Raw genomic sequence first — 16,091 nt, forward strand, 5'->3', positions numbered from 1 at the left:
ACTCTCACCGCAGCTATGCTTCTATTATAATTCTTATTATGAAAAATAAATTATTTTTAGAAAATATTGAAAAGAACATTAATGTCGTGTTTTCAAATGAATATTTTCTAAATCTCTTTAAAGACACAGATTTAGAGCTAAAGCTTAATATAAGAGGGAAAACCTTAAGGAACATTCAAGCTCCAGCCGTTGAGATAATCAAACGAGGAGGGAAGAGAATAAGACCAATGCTAATGGTTGCCCTGGCGTATGCGATGGGGTATGACCCCAGCGCCACTGAAAATTTATACAAGTTAAGCTTGTTACTTGAGTTGCCTCATTCCGGAAGCTTAATTGTTGATGATATTGAAGACGGCGCCTTGCAAAGAAGAGGAGGGCCTTCTATTCACTTGATTTATGGAATAGATTCCAGCATTAATACTGCAAATCTAATTTATTTCCTGCCAATGAGTCTATTAAGGAACTCCAATTTAAAAGAAAGCCAAAAATTATTAATTTATGAAAATTTTTTCACAACTCTTGCAGCTCTTCACCTAGGACAAGGAATAGACATTGAATTTCACAACACAACGCGCGCTCCAAGCATCAAGGAGTATATCTCTTTAGTAGAGCTTAAGACAAGCTCTCTTTTTGGAATGGCAGGGTTTTTAGCTGGAATACTTACAAATAACGAAAATAAGTCTAAAAGTCTTTATAATACCTTCTTAAGATTCGGAACCTATTTCCAAATAATGGATGATATTAAGAATATTAAAAATGGAATTGAGGGTAAAGATTTTGGGGATGATTTAATTGAAGGAAAGAAAAGCCTTCCCTTAATATACTTCTTAAGAGAAAAAAAATTTGACAAAAATATAATTAAAACACTAGATAAAATTAAAAAAACACCCATAAATGAATCAAGAGAAGACATATTGGAATTTAGTAATATGATTAACTCATCAAACGCCACAAAAAAAGCTTTAAAACTTGCCATGTGGTATTTCAATAAATTTATAGAAGAACTAAATTCATATAAACTTATCAGCGAGTACCAAGACGTAATACTAGAAATTTTAAACGAAATAAAAGAGGATAGCCTATGAAAAAATTTATAATAATTCTAACCCTTACGAATATCTTTATTTCCATTTACGCAAACATGCCTGTAGAAGATTCGGAAGAGGATAACATCGATGAGCTTTACAAAGAATCAATTTTATTAAAAAATTTAAAAAAATATGATGAATCTAAATCATTATTGATGGAAATCATAAACAAGGACCCAAAACAAGCTGATGCGTACTTATTGCTCTCGGAACTAGAATATCTGATGGGAAATTGGCTAGACGCAATTGAGCAAACAAAAACTTATCTAAAGATAATTGACTTCACGGATACATCAAATTATCTTGACATTTCATGGGCATACTTCCTAATAGGAGAGTCTAGCAACTCAATGGGTTACATAATAGACTTTATCCAAAAAAATCAAAAGTTGTTAACTACTAACACATACGTACTCATTGACACCATATTAAAAAAAGGTCTTTATCATTTCATTGAGGATGAAGATTCGATATTTAATCTAATAATTAACACTATTTTCCAAATAGAAACACATGACGATACGCTATACACACTCTTTCTACATAACCTAGATATTGTAAAACAACTACCTTTTTATCTCTTTAATAAAATCAAAATAAAAAAGTTAGAATCACAAATGAGAGCCCTAAAGCAAATTAAAAATTCAACAAATGGCATGACTAAAATTTCTTATTTTTCCTAAAAAGGGAAATCAATACATTGATCAATATGGCCATATAAAATGGAAAAGAGAGAGCAAAATAAGAATTTACATAATCCTGAAAATTAAAGAAATTATATTCAATAAACACTATCAAGAATGAAATTGGAAAAATGAGCCACGGGCTTGCAAATGAAATATATAATATACAAACGGCAAGCCAACCATTATTTAATCCCAAATTGTGAGAATAAGCATTAAGACTTATCGCAAGAAATGAACCTGCCACACTCGCTGAGAGTGCAGATATTAAGATAGCAAAAGACTTAAAGCAATTACTAGTTCTCTCGCCCAATACATTCTCACAACCCCCCGCGCGTATTAACTCAAAAACTACCCTAACTCTTGAAAAATTTATTATATATATACTGAGTCCTAAAAAGACGAAAAAAAATATAACAAAGAAAGAAATAATAAAACTATTTGATAGATCCAAACTAAATCCTGGCATAAAATCAAAATTAAACCTCATCAAGAAGCTAACTAAAAAATAACATAATATATTAATACCTATGCCTGATATGAAAATGTCATATCCCTTAGCTACAAGAAAAGACAAAAACCCGCCAAAAATAAAACTAACAATAAGCGATGTAACAATTGAAATAAAAATTCCATACCCCAAATAAATAAGAAGAGATGTTAAGAAAACAGACAAAAAAGAAATTCCTTCAATGGATATATTTAAAAGACCTATTTTTTCCGTATAAAGCGCTCCAAGTGCTAAATATGAAAATATTAGAGAATGCATGAAAATAATAAGCATTATTTTTTACCCGAATTAATTAAAAATAATGAGAAAAAAATAGAGACAGCCTGATATAATCCAATAAAATCATACTTGAAAGAATAATGTATTTTAAGGTAACTATTAAACTCATTCAGCATTGCAAAAAATAAGCTAAAGAACAATACATAAATATAATTAAACCCCGAAATTACGGCCACAATAAAGCCACTCCAACCAAGTCCCATAGTTAACCCTAAAAATAAATAATTTTTAAAAAATATGACAAACATTGCACCTACAAGCCCATTAAGAAAAGCACTGGCAAATACCGTGCAAAATTTATACTTAAACTCATTAATGCCAAAAAATTTACCCAACATCTTCCTGTCACTCAATATTTCAAGCCTTAATCCTAAAATAGTCCGCTTGTGTATAAATACATAAAACCCCCAAACCAAAATCCCAAACAAAAGTAAATATGGCAAAGAAGTATCAAGAGTGAATATCTTAGCAACGCTCTTCGCTTGATTCAAAAATTCATTTGAACCTAATAGCTTTGATATAAACCCATCTACCAATCTTTGATTCCCATAAGAAATCAAAAGACCCGTAAGAATCTCATTTACCCCAAAAAAGAATGTTAAAAAAAAAGGAATAATCCCTATAAGGCCAACCAAAAACGAACTTAATATCATTACTAACACAAAATTAAAATACGTAAGCCCAAACAATTCACAAAACACATAAGCTAGATAAGCACCAAAATAAACTTGCCCTTCATGCCCAAGATTTAAGCTATTACTTCTAGCACAGGTAGAAATCCCTGTCGCAATCAACAGGAGCAATATAAAATTCCAAGATATTGCCTTGATATAAGACAGACCAAAAAATCCATCAAAAAAATAACTAATAACCAATGCAATAAATGAAAAAGCCAAGAACACATACTTAGGTGATCTCATATGAATAGCAGTTCCTTTAAGTTTGCTTTATTAATATGCTCTCTTCTCATTCTCAACAAAACCTCGCCAGCCTTAATTGCTAAAACATCATCAGATAGAAGAAGTAACTCATCTAAATTAGGAGTGATTAACAGCACGGGTTTACGCTTGGCAAAATTACGAATAAAAATGGTTACCTCATTATATGCCCTATAATCCAGATTGCTAAGAGGCGAAAAACAAATCAAAACACTCTTTGTAATGTACTTTTCCCTGAAAAGAGCCAGTTTTTTTAAAGTTCCTCCTGAAAATAAAAAAGACTTAGAATAAAAAGTTTTAACTATCTTATCATCTCCATATCCCATATCTTTTCTAAAAAATTCCTTAAGCTTTTTAACAGTAGATTCTTTAATAAAAAGCTCGTTCTCAAAACTCATTATTTTCGCTAAAAAACTATCTAGTATAGTACTATTATCAGAAAATAAATTTGCAATACCTAAAGGTAAAAATCCAGCCTTTAGTTCGTAAACATCAATACTTTCGTACCTCTTACCGTTCATTTTTATACATCCCACAAATGGAATTTCTCCTAAAAATAACTTCTCCCACGTTTTTATTGCTGCCTCTTCTGCAATAATTCCAAAAACTCCTCTTCTTTTTAAAGAAAAATTAATATCATACTTCCAAAAATCTTCAAAAAATAAACTAAATTTCATAAAATCCTCATCTGATTTATCATAATTAACCTTTGTAAAAACAAATTTATCCGTTGCCATTTCAAGTTTGTTAAGTATCGTCTCCCTGTTTGTTGTCCTGAAACATTTCCCATCTTTTAAAATAACAAATTCATCGCTAAAGTTTATGGCACTCCCAATTTCCCTATGAGTGATAAAAAGAGAAGTAATACCCGTCTTCTTAAGATGGCTAAGGAGCTTAATAAACTCCTTAGCCTCTTTTTGAGAAAAATAAGCTACACTTTCATCAAAAATAATAACCTTTGCATTGCTCTTAAGAGAAGAAATGATAAGCAGAAGATATACCTCTTTAATATTTAAATCCCGTATTCTTTTATCCAGATTAAAATCAATATTATAAAACTGTCTAATCCACTTATAATACCTGTAGGTCCTAGACTTATTCATTAAAACAAAAAACTTAGAACCAAACCAGTAAATATTAAGATACTCCCATACTCTTAAATTCATATTAAGTTTTGGTATCTGAGACACAAGATAAACACCATTACTCTTTGCCTCATCCACATTCCAACTCTTCTGTATTCTATTGTCTACAAACACATCCCCACTATCAAAATGAGCAGCACCAGCTATGATTTTAGATAAAGTGCTCTTCCCCTCTCCATTTCTACCAACAACAGTCAAAATCTTAGCTTCTTCAATCTTTAAATTAACATTATCTAAAATGGGTCTCTCAATATCTGGGAAAGATTTTACTATGTTTTTAAACTCTATCATAACATCATTCTAAATCTATCTTTATCCCAACATCGCTCATCACTTTTATCTTATCTTCAAGTTTTTTCTTAATCTCAGAACTAATGTTTTCTAAATAAAATTTATTTAGAAAATTAAATGAAACGCCCCTATCTTTAAGCCCAAGCACTTCATACGTGCCGTATTTAATCTCTCCTCTTAAAGCTTTATCTAACACTTTTTCTACATAAAATCTATGATTTGTAACACCCGAGCCAATAATATTGTCTTTATTATTCAAATAATCTTCACTATCAAATAGAACGGCAAAAACATTGTGCTCACGTACTGCTGACAGCACCCCACCAACAGCAGTTCCCACAATAGGAAGAACTACAGAAACTTTTGAATTTAAAATTAAGGAATCTGCTAAAGCCTTTACCTTACTACTGTCGTACCAGTTCCCTAAAGTTCTAAAGAAAACTTCTGAATCTAAAACTTCTTTAATTCCATTCTTAAAATAAGGGTAAATATAATCATTCATAACAGGGTATTCTTGCCCAGCAATCAAGGCTACATTTTTGCTTGACAAATCGAAGTTTTTTAAAAATAGACCCACATAATAACCTAGGATATAGGCCTCCTCTGCTACATTATAAGACAGGGAATATACTTGAGGGTTAGTATTTTTTACCAAAGAATCAAAAATTAAGAATTTAGTATGGGGATGATTTTTTGAAATCGTATCAACAATTCCCTGCATTGAATTATTCGCTGTTATTAAAAAATCATATTCCTGATGCTTTAATAGCTTTTCAAGCAATTCTGTCCATTCGCCCTGATTAAACCCAGCCTCAAATAGCTTAACTTCAATGTCTCCTCTACTCTTTTGAAATTCAACCAAAAAATCATACATTTCTCTGTAGGAAGGAGCACCACTAATAACACCAGGAATAAATAAAGCAAGCTTTTTCCCTGTTGAAGTTTTAAGCTCCCTAACTTTAAAAAAGTTAATATATACAAACAGAAATAAACAAACCAATGAAGTAAAAATCCAAAAAATTCTAAGCAACAGGAACCTACTCACAAAAATGAAACACCTTTGCCTCGCAAATCATAACGTCTAGCTTGATATCATTAGCACAAAAAGGCACAAAATTAAAAATTTGAAAATCAAAGCAAACGCCAACCTTTAAAAAGAAGCCTCTTTGTAGAAAGATATCATAAAATCCTCCACCACGTCCAACTCTATGTCCTGTTTTACTCGAAAATGCAAGGCCTGGAACCAACACAACAGAATACTTATCGCTGTTAAACTCAATACAAGAGACAGGCTCTAACAAATCAAACTTGCCTATCTTAAGAGAAGAGTCTCCAAAATATCTAAAAAAACTCATGATACGTCTATCTAAAATTTTTGGCAAAAAAACCTCAAAGTTTAAACTCAATAAAGCATTTAACAATCCGTGTATTTGAACCTCAAATTGCATGGGATAGTAAGATAAAACCTGAGAAATATTTACGCTTTTAATGAATTCTAACAAATTTAGGGAAATATCATCACTAAATTTGGCTCTTTTGGCTACTTCATAAGTTTTTAAAAAAACTATCATCCTGTCTCTAATTTCTTGCTTTAACAAAGCCTTGTTCATAAAACCTAAAATTCTCTAGGCTTTAACAAGTAAAATTCATCAACTCTTAAATTACTAGGAACATCGCCATGAGTACGGGCTAAATACATTTTGAAGGAATGAATTGTTTTAAAAAATTTCCTCATTAGGGACTCTCTATTATTTTTATAATCTTTGAAAAAATTTGAAATAGACCCATGGACAATTAATTTTTCAGAAACGTCAGCTGAATTTCTTACAACATCTTCTATGAAAAAAAACATATTTGCTAAAAAAATAAAATTATTAAAAAGGATTCCTATCCTGCCTTTCAGATAGTTAATATCATTAATCATATCGACCCTATCTCCTAAAGTATGATTTTCGTCTTCTAAGCTCCACTTTGAATATATAACATTAAATCTAGAATCTTTTGCTAGATTCTCATACAAAAAGTCAAACCTAAAACCACCCTCAATATACCTTGAAAATATATAGTTCGCACTCCTATTACTCAAAGAAGTAAAATTTTTACGAGATTTCTCTTTAAAAGATTGTATTACGTTTTTAGGTATAGGATCGCTAGTTTTGCTCAAAAAGGAATTATTATCCCAAATTAAGACACTAGTACCTCCTGAAACCAAATATTCATCTTTGTTGTAATGTCTAAGAATACCCTCAAAAACACTTACAAAATAACTATTGTAGTATTCACCGTTAACATAAAATTTTGACGGTGAATCTGTGACAAAAAAATAATTATCAATATTGACAGAAAGCGAAGATCCTCTGACAACTTCATAAATAACAACCTCCAAACTTCCCTTAAATAGGTATACCTTCGCGTCCTGCACGTCTTTAAGAGAGGAATAAAAAATAAGACCATTCGTATTGGAATAAAGAGTCAAATCCGACGAAACACCATTTATTCCATACAAACTTACCTTAACTTTTGCATTGTCTCCAACTTCAATAAAATCATACTCAAAAATCTCATCTCCCAAGTCTAATTTGACAGGAACAGTATTCCTTAAAACACTAACCCTACCCTCCATTTCTTTAATGAATGCCACCTGAGAGAACAACGCCATCTTGGATAGTAACAAAAAAATGATAGCATATAGTTTTAAAATAAAATTCTCCTGCCGTCCAGCACTTATAAGTTAATTATATCCTTTTTTCGAAAGATTTTTAACTTTAAAAAAATGAAAACACATTGTGTTCTGCCTGATTGCAAAAATGATATTTTGTGCTAGATTTCCCTTCATGGGGACTCGGAGAAGGATAAGGCTGCAGCTGGTATAGTGGGCATTGTGTGGAGGGGTTTGTTTATGATAAAGGGAAAAATTGTCACTTTTGGCTTTATCGGCATTTGCTCTTACCGCACGGGTAATTGTACTGACGCGCCTTCTCGGAGGGGAAGAAAACGTGAGGGGGAAGAAAATGTGAGGGTTTTAAAGTCCCAGAGCCCGTTGGGAGGAAGAGGCACAAGGGTGTTGATACTGAACTGGCAATGGTTGAGTATGCTGTGTACTAAAAGTACTATCAATAAAGTAGGAGTATTGATTACTTAAGGGCTGAACTGTCTTGAAGTAAGTGATGCTACCGATGGTAAGGATTTTTGTTATGATGAAAAAAAACAAGTTGTTATTTTTGGTTTTGTCGGCGTTTGTCTTGTCTATGTCTTCATGTAAGACCCACAATGTTTATCATTGCAAGCCACCTCAAGAAGATGACGGTGGGGCTTCTAAAATTTCAAAGCCCGCTGGAGAAAGAAGGTAGGAGCGTCGGCTAAAAGCTGAAAAACACGTGTACCGGGAGTACTAAATATAAAATATAAGTGGGGTGCCTGTTGCTTGGGGCTAAAGGTTGTCTTGGGCGACAGGTTCTGCTTAGTGGAAAGGATTTGTTTATGATGAAAAGAAACAGGTTACTGTTTTTGTTGGCATTTGTTATCTCTCTAGCTTCATGCGAGACCCGTAATATTTATACTTGCAAGCCACTTCAAGAAGATGATGGTGGGGCTTCTAAAATTTCAAAGCCCGCTGGTGTAAGAAGGTAGAGATGATGTCAAGATAAATGGCGCTTGTGTGCCGAAATACTATTAAGACATAAGAGCATCGGTTACAAGGCTTTGACTTGTCTTACACAAACGATGCTACTACATAGTAAAAAGGATTTATTTATGATGGAAAGAAACAAGCTATTGTTTTTAGTTTTATCTCTACTTGCTCTGTCTCTGTTCTCATGTGAGACTGTATATAATGTCTACACTTGCGAAACACCTCAGGAATATAGTGGGGCTTCTAGAATTTCAGGACCCGTTGGAGAGAGAAGGTAGGGTGTTGTTGTAAGGATGATGGCGCTTGTGTGTCAAAAATAGTGTTAAGAATAAGAGCATCGGCTACAAAGGGATTCAATTATCTTGCGTAACCGATGCTTTATAAATAAAAAGGGTGTGTTTATGATGAGGGGAGACTAATGGGCTGTCGTTTTGATTTTGTACAAGCTTGAGCTTGTAGGACACTATCTTAGACAGGCAGAGACATATCTACAGACTTCTGGAACCCTTTTGGAGAAAAAGTAGAGTTATTAATGTTGGATTTGTGGCGGTTATATAATAAAATGAAGGTATTATTGAGAAACAAGGGCGTTGGTTACTTAAGACGGAGTCGCCTTGTCCTAGGTAGCAAGTGTTGCTCAATAACAAAGGATGTGTTTATGTTAAAAAAAAGCAAGTTAATTTTGATTTCGTCCCTGCTTACTTTCTCTCTAGTATCATGCGAAACTACTCCAGAAGAAAGAAAATGCGATGATTACAAAATCTTAAAGCCCTCTGGGAATAAGAAGCACAGTATTGGTGCTGCGCCATTGGCAGTTGTATAATTATGGATAATGAACTAGAAGTATCATTAAGAAACAAAGTTGTTGATTGCTTAAAGGCTGGCTTGCCCTGGGTGATCGATGCTGCACAATAACAAGGATGTGTTTATGATGAGAAAAGGCAAACTATTATCTTTGATTTTGTCCCTGCTTACTCTCTCTCTAGTGTCATGCGAAACTCCTCCAGAAGACGCTAAGAGTGAAAATGCTAGGATTTCGAAAAGAGACGGAATTGGGCAACCTGAAGTCTTGCAGAGAGATATTGAAGATGTTAAAAATGAGGTCATAAAAGAAAGGGGAAACCTTTTTTATTCTAAAGAATTTAACGAAGCTGAAAAGACTGAAAAAGAAATGAAAGAGAAATTTAAGAAAGGAAATACTCAAGAAGGAAATGAAATTGCTATAAAAACACTGGAAAGGTATAGAAGCATTGCAAGGGATACAACAGAGAAAAAAGAAAAGATAAGCTATCTTAGAGAAAATATCGAAAAATATCTAAACGACGCTGAAGCAAACGAAGCATACATATGGATACCGTTAGAAGTTGATGAGGTAAATAATTTATATTTCGAGGCAGCTAGAAAATACAAGGTCTACGATATCGAAAATTCTCTTGGCATGTATAGCAAAGCCTTCAATAAGGCTCAGCAAACGGCTAAGAAAGCAAAGGAGTCAAGGGCTCTTAAGGAGACAGACGAGCGGATGTATAAACAATTGAAAGCACTTGAAGCCGCTTCCAATTTATCTGTCTACAATAATAGCAAGCTTATTAAGCCTTCTCCATGGAATGGAAGAGCGCTCATTAAAGACAAGGGAGCGTATATGAATCTTTTAGATTTAGAAGGTGGTATTTATTTGCTGGGAAAAGTCGATTTTCCATTGGTACTTGCCTATGAAGAAGAAGCTGAGGAGATAAAGAGATCGGATTCGAACAAATTTAAAACACTACAACTCATTGAGAAATCTAGGCAACTATGGGAGCAGGGCCTTGAGGCTAAAAACCTTAATAATCTTAGGCTTGCAAATGAGCTGTTTCTAGATTCTGCAAGGTACTTGGAAGCTTACCAAAGTCATGCAAGTAAAGATCTCTATATAGTTAAAATTGGTAACACTCTGTGGGGGATTTCTAAGAAGTTGTACCAAGATCCTTATTTGTGGCCGAAAATTTGGTTTGCAAACAGACAAAAGATACAAAATCCAGATCTAATACATAAGGATTGGAAAATCATAATTCCTTCTTAAGCAAAAGTAAAAGAAGAGAGCAAGTTTTTACTTGTTTTCTTCTTTCGAATCTAATAGAATTAGCTTAGTAAACTTATACAAAAGAGAGCGAAGATGAAAGGGTTGGTATTAGCGGGGATTTTTTTCTTTTCTTGTTATACTGCAAGTTTAGAGAGGCTTACAAAAGAGACTCCTTATGGTATTTATTTAAGAGAAGCTCAAAAGGCAATGAATTCAAATGACTACCAATCTGCTTTGAATGTGTACGGGAAAATGATTGAAAACCACAAGGATAATGCTGGCGCAGTTGCCACTGGAAAGTACGAAATAGCATTTATAAACTACACTATAGGTAAGAAGGAAGTAGCAAAAACTTTATTTGAAGAATTAATAAAATCCGGCATCAAAACACCCAAGTGGATCCTACCATTATCCAAAAAGATGATAGAAAAAATAAACTAACACTTTCTAATACACACTTCTACTATTGCTGCAATAATATCCCGTAAATTGTAATATCCTTTCTTTTAGCCGAGTTGATTACATCCTCATAAACTATAGGGCCCCTAGGATATTCATGAGGTGGGGCATCTCCTAATACAATAATGAGTCTGTTCTCTGCCTTCCAATCAAACTGAGTAACAGCAGCATTAATTCCTTCAAACACTGCCTCGGGATAATCCCCTCCACCCCCTACATTAACATACTTAAGAATATTATTTAAATATTCCTTGGTATTAAAATCAAAAGATCTTGTTAAAAAATCTTCAAGATAATCCTTATAAAATACAAGACCTACTCTATAAGACTTAAACTTTTCAAGTTGAGGTTCTACTATTTCAAAAAGATGCTCTTTTAAAATCTCAATATGACTCTTCATACTCTCAGTAGCGTCAATAACAAAAACAAGATCTAATTCAGCAAGTGAGTCTTCTGACCTTTCTAAAATATCCTTTATCTTTTCAATGGTATCCATTCCTTTATCTGCAGCAACAACATCATCAGAAAATCTCAAAAATGCCTCTCTTAAGCCATCAAGCCCCACCCTCCCTTCTGCTTGAGTATCTTTAAAAAATAACTCATAAGCATTATCTTTATACTGACCTAAATAATCATTGTATTTTTTCTCAAAAGTTCTAATTGAAAACCAAAAAGGCTCTTTTTTCCTCTTAAGAGTTTCTAAATCAATATCACCGCTTCTTGTCGAAAAATTAGGAAAACCATATTTTAAGCGCTTAGGTATCAATATGTGAAAAGCCTCTCCAAATTTTCTATTAGGAACAGGAGTAGAAGATGTTAGCGATAAAAGCTCCCTATTTCTAATAACTCTACCATTTAAAATTCTAATCTCATCCCCATTAATCTTGTTGTAGCTCAATGTTCTAAACGAATAAGTAGAAACATCCTTACTCTTGTCTGGAATTTCAAAAGATTCTGTTAAAATGACAGACTTAACTTTTGGTTTTTTTCTAATAAAAAGATGAAATCCATCTTCATGAGCCTCTACATACACATCATCAATAGCAATATTTAAATAATCATCCATTAAAGAAAATAAATCAAAAACAATAAGTAAGAAAATAACAAAGTAAGTTCTTTTCATGTAAGTTCCCTATAAATAAATTAGGCAAACCTATGCCCAAAGTCCAACAAATCTTAAAGATTATCAGCCAAATTATCATAAAACAAGATGTTAGACCCAAAGAAATTATTTTTAAAAACACTCCTAAGATTTAAACTAGCAAGGTCCTTCCTAGCACTCTTAACCATATCAACATCTCGATTTAACAGGTCAAATATCCTAGAAGATTTAGTCAAATTAGCAATCCCCGAATCAAAAAGCTCATTATCTTTAACAATGCCAACACCAGTTCTATCACCAAGAGACGCTCTTATCTCAACAACTCCAAGGTTATTATAATTCTCAATTTCTTTTATCAATAAAGCCTTATGATAATTATTATCATTAGGCCTAAAGCCCAAAATACTAGACTTTTCTACATCTAAATTCTCTAATATCCTTACATAGTAACTCCTAGAAGCCACAAAATCACCCATTTTATAAAGAACAGACGCAATTAACCCTAAAACTTCATTATTGTTTGAAAATCCAGACATGTTCTCAACTTTAAACAAATAGTCTAATGCCTCCTTGTAGTTATCCTCCTTATAACTAAGTAACGCCACCTTATAATAAACATCCGGAGAATTGACCCCTTCATTTATTGCCTCATTATAAGAAGAAATCGCTTCCTTAAATCCTTTCAAAGACCTAAGAATATCCCCTTGCTTTTCGTATACCAAAGAAAGCTCCCTATTCCCTCTGATAAGACTATTTTTCTTATAAAAATCATAATCGTTTAAAGCCAGGCCAATAATGTTGCTTGCCTTAAGAGAGTCATCTTGCTTTTCATAAATATCTGCCAAAATTCTATAAGCTATTATTTTGTCAGCAGAATTCTCAATTAAATTTTCTTGCCTAAAGCCATTTAATGCTGTTAACAAATATCCCTCTGCTTTTTTAAAATCACCTATGTAATAAGAATACCTGCCATTTTCAAAGAGAGCCTTATTATAACTAGGATTATTAGTTAAAATCCTTCTGAGAATATATTCAATCTCTGAATTCAGATTAATATCATTTAAAGCATCAAAAACAGCTTTTCCATCTCCGGATTTAAAATTAGCAAACTCTTTATTCAACAAATTCATTTGAGCACTGAAATACCTCAAATTCCTAGATAAATTATTTACCCTCTTGTTGTAAACAGTAAAGTCAATATACCTATCTATTAATTGTTTAACATACCTAGTATAAACTACCTCATCAACGTCTAATCCTTCATTTGCCTTAATGAAAGAATTTACATTCTCCATTTCCTTATCAGCACCCGCCTCAATATAGGCATTGAAAAGCTTAAATAAGATTTCCTTCTCATTCCCATGCCTCGACAGAAGAATAGTATAACTATTGATACTATCCCTGTAATACCTAGGATCTGCTTGAGCCCACCTAAAATAATTATCACCCTTAGTCATTAATGCTTCGCGGTCGTAAATATCATAAGATATGATCTCATCAAGAATCGAATCGGCCTCAGAATACTCCCCAAGTCTCATTTTCATAATGGCATAAGATACATACCCATTCTTATTAAACCTTTTTCGTCTTCTCCTAGAGGCATCTGCAGAAAAAGGATCAATAGTAAACAATTCCTCGTACTTCTCCTCAGCGCTATCAAAATCCCTTATACTTTCAAAAGCCTGTGCATAAGCCAAAAACCATCCATCATTAGGCTTCATGTAGTACGCATCTTTGAAAGTAGATTTAGCGAGATCCCTTCTATTTTCATAAATATAAGATATGCCCTCCCTATACTTTATATCAGATGCAACATAAAAAAACGCAACATCAACCAAAATATAAAAAGTCACAAAAGTTAGAGAAACAAGTAATAAAGATATCTTAAGTATCGGCACTAAAGCTTTTGAAATCCTATAGCCAAGCTCCTGTTCAAGCCTACTAAATTCCTCTGCTTTATAATAAATGACAGGCAACTTAACAGAACGACCAACAATATCGCCAACAAACTTGGCAATAAACTTAAGTCCTTTCCTATTTTGTTCAACAAGATCAATCAAGGCCTCAAGCTTATACCTGGAAACATTATCTTTCGTTAAAGCCTCAGCCACAGCAATTCTTAAATTTCTAGGGTAAGAGTTTAAATGTTCAAGAAACAAAGGATAATTAATTGTAAAATTACGATCCTGGGCCCCTTCTTCCTGATCATCCTCTAAAAAGCTAAAATCATCTGAAAGATTATCAAAATCACCCTCTTCATCAGAATCAACACCAATGTTAAAAACACCAGAGCCAATATCATCAGCAACTTCACCTGCATCAGAAATTCTCGACCCACTCAGATTATCAACTATATCATCAAGTTCAAAATCATCATCAAAGATATCACTGTCCCTACCCGAAGATTCATCACCCAAGTCCTCAGTAGCCTTAGTAACAAGAGACTCGTTAGAATACAACGACTCGGTATCTAGACCACCATTTGCATCATCCACACTAATGGAATTATCATCAAGAACCCTTTCAAAATCTTCTTCAAGCTGCGCCCCCCCCCAAACATCCAGTTCATCCCCTGTACCATCAAATTCAGCGTTAATCTCTAATTTTTGAGAATCCTCCGAGCCCGCACCATCTTCTTCGTCCAGTCTGCCCCGTTCTTCACTATCAAGTGCGTCAAGGATGAAGTCTAAATCAACTTCCCTTTCTTGCTCCTCTTCTGCACCAAAAAAAGACTTCTCCTCCTCCCAAGGTACAATACTCTCCCCCTCATCCCTTGGAGGTTCAATTTCCATCCTTATCCCAAAAGGCTCTTTTCTAGCCCTCTCACCGGAAATATTATCCAATACCTCCCTTTTAAACTTTTTTACTTTCTCTACATCAGGCATATTACAATAAAACCCTAATTCAAATCATTATATATTTTAGCTCCCTCTTCATGAAGAACCACAAAACGTTTTTCTAAGTCATCAGCAATCCTTGAACTTAAAATTTCCTTTGTAGGCTCTAGCCCCTCCTGATCTAATTCCCTTAATATTAAATTCCTATAATCAAGCATATCTATAACTTCTGTTACATTATAAACAAGAGTATCTTCCTTAAAAATATCATGTGACATTTCCTCATCTGTTGAAACTTCAAGAATATTGCCATTAATACCAACCATCACAAAATAATCAAAAATCTTAAAATAATTCCCAATTTCTGCAATTATCTTCTTAGTCTCAGGCCTTCCTTTTCTGTATCTGGTAGCTGTCGGGAAGATAAGAATGACATATCCACTGCTCTTCTTGTCAGAAATAAATTTCATGGAATTGGCGTTAAAAGTCCTTCTCTCCCTAATCTTCTCAGTATCGACTCCAATAAATGAATGCGGCGGGTAAATAAATATTACGCTATAACCTAAAGATAAACTTTTAACAAATAAATCATCTTTAAAAAGCTTAACACCAGCCACAGGAATAACATGATTCGCTACTTCTGTACAGTTCATCTTGTTTAGTAAGAACTGAAAACAAGGAAAGTCAAAGTTGCTGTAATGCTCCATCAATATGATAGATGACTTCCCAGATTTGGTCTTTTCATAAAGTTCTAAAATATGCTGCATACCAACAATAGTAGAGCTATCCCTCAGAAGTCTTTTAATCATTTTATCAGCCAAATTCCTACTAGCAGAATTTGCTTCATGATAAGAACTACTCAAACAATCTACATTTTCAATAGCTTTAAATTGACTAAGGAACTCACTCTCAATATCCTTGAAATACTTGTTAAAACTCTCATTTTGTATAAACATAAAAACTCACCCTTTAAATTTCTTTAAAAAAAGAACACATCAACAAACCATGTATATAACCTATACCATTATACTTTATTTGCCTGTTAAATTAAAATAAAATTCATTT

Annotated in this window: 17 protein-coding genes; 8 read left to right on the top strand and 9 right to left on the bottom strand. The window is 33.3% G+C overall.

All coding sequences use genetic code 11. The annotated features are described in order from the left end of the window. Window positions 1-38 precede the first annotated feature (38 nt). Complete coding sequence (locus LSO06_RS01590) at window positions 39-1,085, top strand: polyprenyl synthetase family protein (RefSeq protein ID WP_231760337.1); 1,047 nt, start codon at window positions 39-41, stop codon at window positions 1,083-1,085. Continuing rightward, window positions 1,082-1,771: a tetratricopeptide repeat protein gene (locus LSO06_RS01595; RefSeq protein WP_231760338.1), complete on the top strand. Its 690-nt coding sequence runs from the start codon at window positions 1,082-1,084 to the stop codon at window positions 1,769-1,771. Before LSO06_RS01590 ends, LSO06_RS01595 begins: the two co-directional genes overlap by 4 nt. Here LSO06_RS01595 and LSO06_RS01600 read toward each other — a convergent pair. The 6 genes from LSO06_RS01600 to LSO06_RS01625 are packed head-to-tail and all read right to left on the bottom strand — an operon-like array spanning window position 1,749 to window position 7,594. After that, on the bottom strand, window positions 1,749-2,555 hold the full coding sequence (locus tag LSO06_RS01600; RefSeq protein WP_231760339.1) for an ABC transporter permease: 807 nt from the start codon (window positions 2,553-2,555) through the stop codon (window positions 1,749-1,751). The two genes, LSO06_RS01595 and LSO06_RS01600, sit on opposite strands and share 23 nt — an antisense overlap. After that, window positions 2,555-3,481, bottom strand: coding sequence for an ABC transporter permease (locus tag LSO06_RS01605; RefSeq protein ID WP_231760340.1), 927 nt, complete (start codon window positions 3,479-3,481; stop codon window positions 2,555-2,557). Before LSO06_RS01605 ends, LSO06_RS01600 begins: the two co-directional genes overlap by 1 nt. Next, window positions 3,478-4,935 (bottom strand): ATP-binding cassette domain-containing protein, encoded by a 1,458-nt coding sequence (locus LSO06_RS01610; protein WP_231760341.1) that lies wholly within the window; start codon window positions 4,933-4,935, stop codon window positions 3,478-3,480. Before LSO06_RS01610 ends, LSO06_RS01605 begins: the two co-directional genes overlap by 4 nt. A gap of 4 nt (window positions 4,936-4,939) precedes the next feature. Continuing rightward, window positions 4,940-5,980: a BMP family ABC transporter substrate-binding protein gene (locus LSO06_RS01615; RefSeq protein WP_231760342.1), complete on the bottom strand. Its 1,041-nt coding sequence runs from the start codon at window positions 5,978-5,980 to the stop codon at window positions 4,940-4,942. Beyond that, the gene (locus LSO06_RS01620; RefSeq protein ID WP_231760343.1) at window positions 5,973-6,545 is read right to left on the bottom strand and encodes a 5-formyltetrahydrofolate cyclo-ligase; all 573 of its coding nucleotides are present in this window, start codon (window positions 6,543-6,545) and stop codon (window positions 5,973-5,975) included. The genes LSO06_RS01615 and LSO06_RS01620 overlap by 8 nt, the downstream gene beginning before the upstream one ends. Before the next feature lie 5 nt (window positions 6,546-6,550). After that, on the bottom strand, window positions 6,551-7,594 hold the full coding sequence (locus LSO06_RS01625; protein ID WP_231760344.1) for a hypothetical protein: 1,044 nt from the start codon (window positions 7,592-7,594) through the stop codon (window positions 6,551-6,553). Between the two features lie 535 nt (window positions 7,595-8,129). Between LSO06_RS01625 and LSO06_RS01630 the strand changes: the two genes are divergently transcribed. The 6 genes from LSO06_RS01630 (at window position 8,130) to LSO06_RS01655 (ending at window position 11,069) form a co-directional block, all read left to right on the top strand. Further along, the gene (locus LSO06_RS01630) at window positions 8,130-8,285 is read left to right on the top strand and encodes a hypothetical protein (protein ID WP_231760345.1); all 156 of its coding nucleotides are present in this window, start codon (window positions 8,130-8,132) and stop codon (window positions 8,283-8,285) included. 70 nt (window positions 8,286-8,355) lie between these two features. Then, the gene (locus LSO06_RS01635; RefSeq protein WP_231760346.1) at window positions 8,356-8,565 is read left to right on the top strand and encodes a hypothetical protein; all 210 of its coding nucleotides are present in this window, start codon (window positions 8,356-8,358) and stop codon (window positions 8,563-8,565) included. A gap of 123 nt (window positions 8,566-8,688) precedes the next feature. Continuing rightward, window positions 8,689-8,844, top strand: a complete 156-nt coding sequence (locus tag LSO06_RS01640) for a hypothetical protein (RefSeq protein ID WP_231760347.1) — start codon at window positions 8,689-8,691, stop codon at window positions 8,842-8,844. A 284-nt stretch (window positions 8,845-9,128) separates the two neighbouring features. After that, window positions 9,129-9,389 carry a hypothetical protein gene (locus tag LSO06_RS01645; RefSeq protein ID WP_231760348.1) on the top strand — a complete coding sequence of 87 codons (261 nt, stop codon included), beginning with the start codon at window positions 9,129-9,131 and terminating at the stop codon, window positions 9,387-9,389. 105 nt (window positions 9,390-9,494) lie between these two features. Further along, on the top strand, window positions 9,495-10,628 hold the full coding sequence (locus tag LSO06_RS01650; protein ID WP_231760349.1) for a LysM peptidoglycan-binding domain-containing protein: 1,134 nt from the start codon (window positions 9,495-9,497) through the stop codon (window positions 10,626-10,628). A 93-nt stretch (window positions 10,629-10,721) separates the two neighbouring features. After that, window positions 10,722-11,069, top strand: coding sequence for an outer membrane protein assembly factor BamD (locus tag LSO06_RS01655; protein ID WP_231760350.1), 348 nt, complete (start codon window positions 10,722-10,724; stop codon window positions 11,067-11,069). 22 nt (window positions 11,070-11,091) lie between these two features. Here the strand turns inward: LSO06_RS01655 and LSO06_RS01660 are convergent, their stop codons facing one another. Genes LSO06_RS01660 through LSO06_RS01670 form a run of 3 tightly spaced genes read right to left on the bottom strand, consistent with a single transcriptional unit; the run spans window position 11,092 to window position 15,982 of the window. After that, the gene (locus LSO06_RS01660) at window positions 11,092-12,210 is read right to left on the bottom strand and encodes a vWA domain-containing protein (RefSeq protein WP_231760351.1); all 1,119 of its coding nucleotides are present in this window, start codon (window positions 12,208-12,210) and stop codon (window positions 11,092-11,094) included. A gap of 53 nt (window positions 12,211-12,263) precedes the next feature. Continuing rightward, window positions 12,264-15,074 (bottom strand): periplasmic flagellar collar protein FlcA, encoded by a 2,811-nt coding sequence (flcA, locus tag LSO06_RS01665; protein WP_231760352.1) that lies wholly within the window; start codon window positions 15,072-15,074, stop codon window positions 12,264-12,266. Window positions 15,075-15,088: 14 nt separating this feature from the next. After that, window positions 15,089-15,982 (bottom strand): 1-acyl-sn-glycerol-3-phosphate acyltransferase, encoded by an 894-nt coding sequence (locus LSO06_RS01670; RefSeq protein ID WP_231760353.1) that lies wholly within the window; start codon window positions 15,980-15,982, stop codon window positions 15,089-15,091. Between the last annotated feature and the right edge of the window lie 109 nt (window positions 15,983-16,091).

Source organism: Borrelia sp. RT5S (assembly GCF_021165755.1).
Taxonomy (GTDB): domain Bacteria; phylum Spirochaetota; class Spirochaetia; order Borreliales; family Borreliaceae; genus Borrelia.

Bases quoted from the DNA above. Each gene is read 5' to 3' on its own strand.
- LSO06_RS01590 (WP_231760337.1), top strand. From the start codon at position 39: ATGAAAAATAAATTATTTTTAGAAAATATTGAAAAGAACATTAATGTC.
- LSO06_RS01620 (WP_231760343.1), bottom strand. From the start codon at position 6,545: ATGAACAAGGCTTTGTTAAAGCAAGAAATTAGAGACAGGATGATAGTT.
- LSO06_RS01605 (WP_231760340.1), bottom strand. From the start codon at position 3,481: ATGAGATCACCTAAGTATGTGTTCTTGGCTTTTTCATTTATTGCATTG.
- LSO06_RS01595 (WP_231760338.1), top strand. From the start codon at position 1,082: ATGAAAAAATTTATAATAATTCTAACCCTTACGAATATCTTTATTTCC.
- LSO06_RS01670 (WP_231760353.1), bottom strand. From the start codon at position 15,982: ATGTTTATACAAAATGAGAGTTTTAACAAGTATTTCAAGGATATTGAG.
- LSO06_RS01610 (WP_231760341.1), bottom strand. From the start codon at position 4,935: ATGATAGAGTTTAAAAACATAGTAAAATCTTTCCCAGATATTGAGAGA.
- LSO06_RS01655 (WP_231760350.1), top strand. From the start codon at position 10,722: ATGAAAGGGTTGGTATTAGCGGGGATTTTTTTCTTTTCTTGTTATACT.
- LSO06_RS01645 (WP_231760348.1), top strand. From the start codon at position 9,129: ATGAAGGTATTATTGAGAAACAAGGGCGTTGGTTACTTAAGACGGAGT.
- LSO06_RS01630 (WP_231760345.1), top strand. From the start codon at position 8,130: ATGATGAAAAAAAACAAGTTGTTATTTTTGGTTTTGTCGGCGTTTGTC.
- LSO06_RS01600 (WP_231760339.1), bottom strand. From the start codon at position 2,555: ATGCTTATTATTTTCATGCATTCTCTAATATTTTCATATTTAGCACTT.
- LSO06_RS01625 (WP_231760344.1), bottom strand. From the start codon at position 7,594: ATGGCGTTGTTCTCTCAGGTGGCATTCATTAAAGAAATGGAGGGTAGG.
- LSO06_RS01660 (WP_231760351.1), bottom strand. From the start codon at position 12,210: ATGAAAAGAACTTACTTTGTTATTTTCTTACTTATTGTTTTTGATTTA.
- flcA (WP_231760352.1), bottom strand. From the start codon at position 15,074: ATGCCTGATGTAGAGAAAGTAAAAAAGTTTAAAAGGGAGGTATTGGAT.
- LSO06_RS01650 (WP_231760349.1), top strand. From the start codon at position 9,495: ATGATGAGAAAAGGCAAACTATTATCTTTGATTTTGTCCCTGCTTACT.
- LSO06_RS01640 (WP_231760347.1), top strand. From the start codon at position 8,689: ATGATGGAAAGAAACAAGCTATTGTTTTTAGTTTTATCTCTACTTGCT.